Genomic DNA, 8,377 nt, shown 5'->3' on the forward strand with positions numbered 1-8,377 from the left:
TTCCTAAACTGGTAATACTAACGCCTGTAACCAGTAAAAACAGAGTTTTTTTGAAGTCCATGAATTTTCTCCTTTGTCAATAGTTATTGGGTATTGGGTATGGGGGCATTGGGCACAAGAGGCAGAGGGGAAAGACTTACTGGTATTTCTCCTCTTCTCCCCTGCTCCCCTGCTCCCCTGCTCACTCATCTCACGTCCTACCTTGACGGTAGTTATTCCAGAACAACAGGGGAATACCTGCTGCCACCACTAAAACACCTGCGATCGCTCCTACGCCTGTATGAACCAAGGTGGAATAAAGCAAGTAACCGCAGACGGCACAAAACAGTAATGGCGTGAAAGGATAAAATGGCACACGAAATGGCCGTACTATGTGGGGTTCACGGATTCGCAAGACCAGCAGTGATATGCCGGAAAGCAAGAAGAAGAACCAAAATATTGGGGCGGTGTAATCCACCATTGTTTCAAAGCCTTTACGGGTGAGCGTGCCTAAAAAAACCAGTGCTAAGGCGATCGCTGCTTGCAAAAATAAAGCATAGGTAGGGCTACTTGGATGTTGTTTCCAGTGTCCCATAAAACCAAATAGCGAAAAATCCTGTCCCAGTGCGAAATTGGTACGCGCTCCAGTAAAGATTGTGGCGTTGGTTGCTCCTAAAGTAGTGATCGCAATCAATACACTAATAAATAAGGCTCCCGGTGCGCCCCAAAGAGAGCGCATTAAATCTGCGGCTACTGCTTCCGACTGGGCCATGTTTGCTAATCCTAGCCCCCGCAGATAAGCCAGATTGATTAGCAGATAAATGGCAGTGATGATCCCAATACTCCACATTAGCGATCGCACAATGTTGCGTCGTCCATCTTGAATTTCTGCGGAGATGTAAGCCGCTTCATTCCAACCGCCGTAAGACAACAACACAAACACCATCGCTAGTCCCCAGGTTCCTGATGATGCAGATTCTACAGGGGCGGCAGAATTAGGAATGGCGGTAAGCCCAATAATTACTACCAGCAACAAACCTAGAACTTTCGCAGCACTCAGCAAGTTTTGTGTCCACTTACCCTGTTGCAAACCAACGATGTTCAAAGCAGTTAACAGTGCGATCGCTATGGCTGCATATATAGAAGACGAAAACGTTCCCAGCCGCCATATCTGAGAAACATAATCGCCAAAAACAAATGCCAAAAGAGCAATGGAACCAGTTTGAATCACTGTCATCCGCGCCCAGGCAAACAAAAAGGCGACTCCCCGCCCGAATGCACGTTTCAAATAATAGTAAGTACCACCAACATCGGGATAGACAGTTGCCAACTCTGCATAGCACAGCGCTCCTACCAGAGATACCACACCACCCATTAGCCAAAAAAGCAGTACAGCAATATCGCTACCTGCTTGACTGGCCACTAGAGCCGGAACTTCAAAAATCCCCGCTCCGATCACAATACCCACAATTAGAGCCACTGCGTCTGGTAATGTCAGGGATGGTTTGGGTGTTGCTACTTCAGTTGATGTTGTCCGATCGAGCAAATTGTAGTTTTTACGTCTACTCACATTACTTCCTTATTAGTGTTGATCTGGGACTTTTGGCTTTGTTTGTTTTATAGTCTTTGTTCAACAGAGGAATCATCTATGTACTCCAGATTTGGGAACTCACGATTCAATAAAACCTTTGAGATTGGGGATACCAGCCAAAAATTTAACTTTTGAGAAAGTACCTATACTTTTATGATTAACAATAAATATGACGAGAAAGTGACAGTCACCAGTGATATATCTTCAACCCGTAATCTCCATCAATCCACATTAAGATTAATCTCTGTGCATAGCTTGCCGTCGTAGGTATCGCTCTAACCTTTCTTGCCAGACAACATTATTCCTAAGTAAGATAGGAAATTTTAATTAGTAAAACGTCTTCCCATAGTGAGATTTATACTAATCTAAAGAATGATTGACCAATGATGCATAATTGTGCATTTCTTGAGAAAAAAGCTATTAACGCTACGCATAATTTTTATAGCGGAAACGTTTTATTGATTTATAATCGATGCTTGATTTACACCCTGCTGTAGTACAGACAGCGATCGCTCCATAGTTTCGCTTAAGTAGGGATGCACATCTGTGCGTTGTTAATTAATAAATAATATACCGATTTTTTTATCCCTAACTCTTTAGTATCTGCTACTGGGAAAAAGTAAAATGTCTATTACTTCACCTACTACCAAACCCAATACAGCTAGGACAGTAATAACCCAAAATGAATCTAGTTTATTGTAGCCAGAAAAGCGCATTTCTAAATCAGCTAAAAGCGTAGTGGCTAAGGGTATAATAAAGAGCCTTAATAATATCGACCAAGTTGCTACTAAAGCAATTGATATACTTAAAAACAAGATGACAACTAAAGTTTTCGAGCCAAACTCAATTAAACGCTCTAACCAAGAAAAACTTTTTCGTACTACAGCTATAACCATAGCAACAACAAAAGCTCCTACTAACCAAATAATATGATGAGCAGCAAGATACCATCCCAGGAGAATGTAAGCCAATAAGAGTAATACTAAAGGCATCAAAGGAATCCTGTGAAAAAATTCCATATTCATACTGCCAAGGCTTGTAAAAATACCAGGTTAATCTCTTAATTCTATTCAAAAAATGTTACTACTAAAACTTCTAAATATACCAGCTGCGCTCAGGATATTTCTCTATCTATAGATCCAATTGAAGCAGATACTCTTTCGTCATGACAATATACAGCAGAATTCAGGAGTAAAACACGCTTTATGCTTGGGTAACAGACTTAGCGTGTGTACCTCACCAACTTGAAAAACGTCTTGTTTCTCGACAATTAGAAAATCTTGTATTCTGACTCCTGAATTCTGTTTTGATAACCTAGTTAAATCTTGCGTTCAATTAATGCTTGTTTTCCCACCGCGATGCTAGCAATCACGATACCAGAAACTAGCAGCATCAATGGCGTAATTTGTTCACCTAATAATAGCCCAGAAAATATAATCGTTAAAAACGGTTGTAGTAACTGTATCTGACTAACCCTTGCAACACCACCGATACTCATTCCGTGATACCAAGCAAAGAAAGCCAGGAACTGACTGAAAATACTGACATAACTAAAACCCAACCAAGCAGTTGGTGAAGCAACTAATCCGTGCTGAAACACTGTGTATGTTACGGGTATAAGCAAAATCGGAAATGCTATAACTAAAGCCCAACAAATAACTTGCCATCCTCCCAAAATCTGAGCTAAATATCCTCCTTCTGCATAGCCAATAGCAGCTGCGCCTACTGCACCCAACAAAAGTAAATCTCCTCCCTGAATTTGTCCCCCGCTAGAGGTAAAAGCAAATAAAACAACGGTCGTACTACCGAAAATACTAGCGAACCAAAACTTTCGGGAAGGACGCTCTCTACCTTTGAGTGTGGCAGCAATGGCAGTTACCAAAGGAACAAGCCCTATAATTACTGCACCATCTGTCGCTGGTAATTTCTGCATTGCCCAGGCTGATAGTAATGGAAACCCCAAAACTACTCCGACTGTAATAATTAGTAAGCTCCCCCAGTGTTTGCTTAGTGGTAAAGGCTGACGAGTTACCCACAAAACAATCATTGCCAGAACACCAGCAACTACTGCACGTCCCAGCCCGACAAAAGTCGGATCGAAGTCAGCAACGGCAGCACGAGTTGCTGGTAAGGTAAGGCTAAATCCCAGCACACCCAAAAAGCCACAACCGAGTCCCAGTGTTTCTGGATTAATATTTCGGATCATGCTAACTTATTTGGTGTAATACTGGGTTTCAATCCACATTCGCATTTCAGCTTCAGAGCCAAAACAAGCAGAACGTCCTGTCATCGGGTCATAGGCGTGCCAAGAACAATCCCCATTGGCAAGGTGATTTTGCCAAACTTGCAACTGAGAACTGCTTGCCATTACTGTAATTAAGCTATGCCAAGATTCTTGAAGTTTTGATTTTAGTAGCAACCATTTATCAACTATCTTCATAGAAAAGTCCTTTTGGCTCAATCGAGCATCAGATACTTTCTAGATTCGCTTGGAAACATACCAGTGAGAAGGTACAGATTTATCCAATTTTGACTGGTACAGTCACAGTATTTACAACTGTTCTAGTCAAACTGCACTTAACTGTACCAGTTCAAATACAAAAAAATCCCTTATATTGCCTATAATCCCTACTATCATCCCGAAGGAAGGGTTTCACAGTGAATATTCCTTTAGATCGGCACTCACCAACCCCGATATATCTACAGATTCGCAATTATCTCAGCCGTCTGATTAAATCTGGCAAAATACCAGATGGACAAAAACTTCCCTCTATTCGGGTGATGTCTACGAGTATTCAAGTTAATAAGTTGACTGTAATTGAGGCTTACAGCCTCTTAGAAGCTGATGGTCTCATCCATGCTCGTCAGGGTTCAGGCTATTTTGTCAACCGCACAATCACAGTATTATCTAATCTGACTTTGCGTTCAACCTTTTCCCCGTCTCAAGAGGTGATAATTTCACAAGGTGGAGGGTCATTTTTCGAGCAATATACAGCTTCAATTCAGGCTCGACGACAGCAAGATATTATTGAGTTCAGTTCCGGTTTTCCTTCTAGTTCTATCTCAGATAACCTGCAACGGGTTGCAAAACGAGCCTTGGCTAATGCAGGAGATATCCTTTTCAGAGAAGACTTTCCTCAAGGACAACTTATGTTGCGGCAACTGATTGCTCAGATGTTAGTTCAACAAGGATTAGAGGTTTCCCCTGAAGACATAATTATTACTACTGGCTCACAGCAAGCTTTATCTTTAGCAATGCAATATTACCTGCAAAAAGATGACTGGGTGATTGTAGAAACACCAACCTATCACGGAGCATTGGGAATTCTCGAAAATTTACAGGCTAAAGTCATAGGAATTCCCATGACTGTTGAGGGAATGAATCTAGAATTGTTGGAGCAGTATCTCAAAAGTCACCGACCAAAATTAATTTACACTATCAGTACTTTACATAATCCAACAGGTATTACAACCTCCCAAAATCATCGGCAAGATTTATTAAAATTGGCAGAACAATACGAGTGTTTTATTTTGGAAGATAATGCCTACGAAGGGTTAAATTTTCAACCTGTTCCTTCTCCCATCAAGGCACTCGATCGTCATAATTTGGTCACTTATATCAGTACATTTTCAAAAACCTTAATGCCTGGACTACGAGTTGGTTATATGGTGGTGACAGGTGAGCATTATCAATCTTTGGTAAAACATAAATTACTTAATGACTTGCATGCTTCTACAGTATCTCAGGCAATTGTGAGTGAATTTTTAGCATCGGGACATTACCGCCGTCACTTGAATCGTTTACGTATTAATAACTTGCAAAGTCGCAATGTGATGTTGCAAGCTTTGGAAAACTACTTTCCCGAAGCTATCACCTGGACAATTCCGAAAGGTGGTTTATTTTTGTGGACTCATCTGCCACACTATTTACCTATTCAAGCAATTTGCTCTGAAGCCTTATCTCACAATGTCCTTGTTGCTAGTGGTGCTGCATTTTTTCTAGGGCAAGGGTATCCGGCGATGCGCTTGAACTTTTGCCAAACACCAGAGGATATTGAACATGGAATTAAGATTCTTGGTCAGCTAATTAAAAAGTATTTAACTAAGAGTTTTATTAGTATAGATTTGCCATCTCAATATGTAAGTGTATCGTCTATTCACTTATAGTCATGTTCAGTTATACATAATTCATTAAGTAGTGAAACGCCGAGCGCGCCAATACTAACCCATGAATTACAGCTATTTTCAGGTAAACAGACCACGCGGTAGGGGCGCAAGGTCTTGCGCCCCTACGACAGGGGTGGTTCAAATACATGAAAACCGTTGTAAAGTCACTTTTACGCAGACATCAGGTCAATAGGAGTGCGAACGGACTTATACTACTATATTCCAGCACTCTCGCAAGCTCCCACCGACAGAGCGTTTCTAGCAATATTTCTTTGTCGCTGCTAAATTCAAAACATTTATTTGCTTGTATGCTTTAGCCCAATATTGAGTCTGAATCAAGTTCCCACTGATGTTTGAGCAATTCTTGGTAAGTCGTTTCCCGAATTATCATCTGCTTATAGAGCATAAGCAAAAACTCTTGAGCTTGTTCACGCGACATCTGCTGCACTTGGTCAGCAAAAGTTCTAAGGCTAAATTCTTGTTCTAAAGATAATGTAATGGGTTGATTCATCGCAGGATTAATCGCCCAACTAGGCGAAAACTAAAGGGTCAATGTTGGCAATCTTGAGAAGAAGCCTTCATATCTAGCTGCCGTTAGCAGTAATACACTCATCAAGCGGCCTACTGGGTATTCCCTTACTTAGCGGTGTCAAACCTAAATATGAACTTCTGTTAACTAGTATAACAAAATATTTACAAAACTGAGATGATGGCATATTAATGCTTTAGTACATCCTGTGTCACTGATCCCCCAAATATCCGAGTCATAATTTGTCATGAATCCTTACACTATCCTTAATCAGACCAGACTTCAGCGTGTTAGTGATGGCATGACCCGACCCCTACTAGAAAATTGCGAGACTGCCTCATATATTCTTGTTTTAGTCTGGCCCCAACTTGGGGATTTTGATAGTCTTGAATATGCGTGGTGGTTACAGCGCGAAGCTAAAAAATTGTCGGATGAAAAACTAGTTATTCGTGCAGTGGGAATTGGTAATCGCGCCTCTGGAACAAGATTCTGTGAATACACAGGATTTCCACCTGAAAATTTATTTGTTGAACCTAATGGAGAACTACATCACCAACTCAAACTATATTCAGGTCTCAATCTTTCTTTCCCTGGACTTTCCCCTGCTCAGAAAGCTTGGCTAAATCTAGTGTTAATGTGTGCAGGGTTTGGAAGTCCTGGAACGCTAAGAGAAGTTTTTCGGGGATACAGGGGAGATCGTCAAGCCCCTCAACTCATTGAAGATGATGAAATTATTCAAGGTACTCCTCTACCTGCTTTTAAAGGCTCGTTTTTCCAATTAGCTGGCGGAAGTGGGTTTCAACGTCCCTTTGAATTGGCTACTTTACGGCTACGGAATATGGTTGAAGTTCTCAGCAATTGGCATACTTATGTACTTAATTCTGCTTACTTAACTCAGCGCGGTGGAACTTTTTTGTTTGATACCAAAGGCCAATTACTTTACGAACATCTAGATCCAGGAATTCTGGGCTTTGCTGCTAATATGAGTCAGCCCCTATCATTTTTATCCTCGATCGAAACGGAATTAGCTGGGCTTGGGAATCAATTTTAATCTCTGCTATAGTTTTACAGTATCAGCATATTTGAAGACCTTTTCAATAATCGCTAGTAACCAAAAAACAAAAAAAGTCTTCAATAATAATATTGTTGGCTTTTTTTGTCTGTGTGCTTAAACAAATTATTCTATCTTTATCAATCGTAACCTCACTATTTTATCCTGCGCTTGCATCTATTCGCCAATATGATTTTCCTGACAATAGTTACAGATCCAAAGGAGAACTGTTAAACCAGTTAGTTTTAGTTCCTGGTGTAAGACATCCATTTGTTGCCATCTCTAAACGCTTTGTGCAATGGTCTGAATATGCCGGAGACAAAGACAAATCGGTTGCTCCTAATCGCTGGATCTGGGAGGTCACAATCGTGGGATGCAAGGCATCACAAAATCAAACAAGGAAATATTATTATCAGGCGATTGATGCTGAATCGAGAAGACTGATAACCCAGTCTTCGGTTAAAGAAGACGAGCAGTTTGCTGGGGTACAAACCGACTGTTGTATGGGGCATCAATGAGAATTAAGATAAAGCGCATTTTGTCAATCAGTATTCAGAATGAATTTTGACTCCTGAATTCTGAATTATGCTGAAAATCGAGATAAGTGAGGACTTTTTAATGACGCTTGAATTTCATTTGTACGAAATGGTCTTCCAGGAGGAAAATAGATGAAGCAGTAGTGACCATCAAGCTATATGTTTGAAATTATGGTGTTAAATCATTTCTTGTTAAAAGAGCCTGCTTCGGTATCACATCAACACTCCCAGCACATCAATCTAATTTTGTGAATCCAAAATCTGCTCTAAAGGGTGTAAAAGTCATAATAATTCGTAATTGATAATCACGCTTGCGGACTTGCTAACGTAATTCGTAGTTGTAATCACTGCTTGCTCTGTACTCTCTTAATTACGAATATAGCAAGTAAGGATAAATTAAATGTCATTTATTATGCAAACTTCTGGAACTCTTACTGGCTTAGATATCTTGGTAGTTGAGGATGATGATGATACTCGGTTTTTTATCACTACTGTATTGGAAATGGATGGAGCAACAGTTATAG

General features: G+C 40.6%; 8 protein-coding genes and 1 pseudogene. 4 read left to right on the plus strand and 5 right to left on the minus strand.

Annotation, left to right across the window (positions count from 1 at the left end; genetic code table 11):
* Positions 1 to 190: 190 nt before the first annotated feature.
* From IQ229_RS04660 to IQ229_RS04675, 4 genes are all read right to left on the minus strand, one after another.
* A complete protein-coding gene (locus IQ229_RS04660) occupies positions 191 to 1,549 on the minus strand; it encodes an APC family permease (RefSeq protein WP_194041713.1) in 1,359 nt (452 codons plus the stop codon).
* A gap of 617 nt (positions 1,550 to 2,166) precedes the next feature.
* Positions 2,167 to 2,595, minus strand: coding sequence for a hypothetical protein (locus tag IQ229_RS04665; protein ID WP_194041715.1), 429 nt, complete (start codon positions 2,593 to 2,595; stop codon positions 2,167 to 2,169).
* A gap of 293 nt (positions 2,596 to 2,888) precedes the next feature.
* Positions 2,889 to 3,776: a DMT family transporter gene (locus IQ229_RS04670; RefSeq protein ID WP_194041717.1), complete on the minus strand. Its 888-nt coding sequence runs from the start codon at positions 3,774 to 3,776 to the stop codon at positions 2,889 to 2,891.
* 6 nt (positions 3,777 to 3,782) lie between these two features.
* Positions 3,783 to 4,010 (minus strand): hypothetical protein, encoded by a 228-nt coding sequence (locus IQ229_RS04675; protein WP_194041719.1) that lies wholly within the window; start codon positions 4,008 to 4,010, stop codon positions 3,783 to 3,785.
* A gap of 218 nt (positions 4,011 to 4,228) precedes the next feature.
* On the opposite strand from IQ229_RS04675, the gene IQ229_RS04680 reads away from it, so the two are divergent.
* A complete protein-coding gene (locus IQ229_RS04680; RefSeq protein WP_194041720.1) occupies positions 4,229 to 5,737 on the plus strand; it encodes an aminotransferase-like domain-containing protein in 1,509 nt (502 codons plus the stop codon).
* 313 nt (positions 5,738 to 6,050) lie between these two features.
* Here IQ229_RS04680 and IQ229_RS04685 read toward each other — a convergent pair whose 3' ends face one another.
* Positions 6,051 to 6,248, minus strand: coding sequence for an NblA/ycf18 family protein (locus IQ229_RS04685; RefSeq protein ID WP_194041722.1), 198 nt, complete (start codon positions 6,246 to 6,248; stop codon positions 6,051 to 6,053).
* A gap of 265 nt (positions 6,249 to 6,513) precedes the next feature.
* Here IQ229_RS04685 and IQ229_RS04690 point away from each other — a divergent pair, with 265 nt between their 5' ends.
* The 3 genes and pseudogenes from IQ229_RS04690 to IQ229_RS04700 all read left to right on the plus strand — a co-directional run.
* Positions 6,514 to 7,317: a peroxiredoxin-like family protein gene (locus IQ229_RS04690; RefSeq protein ID WP_194041725.1), complete on the plus strand. Its 804-nt coding sequence runs from the start codon at positions 6,514 to 6,516 to the stop codon at positions 7,315 to 7,317.
* A 95-nt stretch (positions 7,318 to 7,412) separates the two neighbouring features.
* Positions 7,413 to 7,835 (plus strand): hypothetical protein, encoded by a 423-nt coding sequence (locus tag IQ229_RS04695; protein ID WP_194041727.1) that lies wholly within the window; start codon positions 7,413 to 7,415, stop codon positions 7,833 to 7,835.
* Between the two features lie 430 nt (positions 7,836 to 8,265).
* A pseudogene (locus tag IQ229_RS04700) lies at positions 8,266 to 8,377 on the plus strand (response regulator); the annotation flags it as partial.

The sequence above is a fragment of the Nostoc cf. edaphicum LEGE 07299 genome, assembly GCF_015207245.1.
In the GTDB taxonomy this organism is placed as follows: domain Bacteria; phylum Cyanobacteriota; class Cyanobacteriia; order Cyanobacteriales; family Nostocaceae; genus Nostoc; species Nostoc edaphicum_B.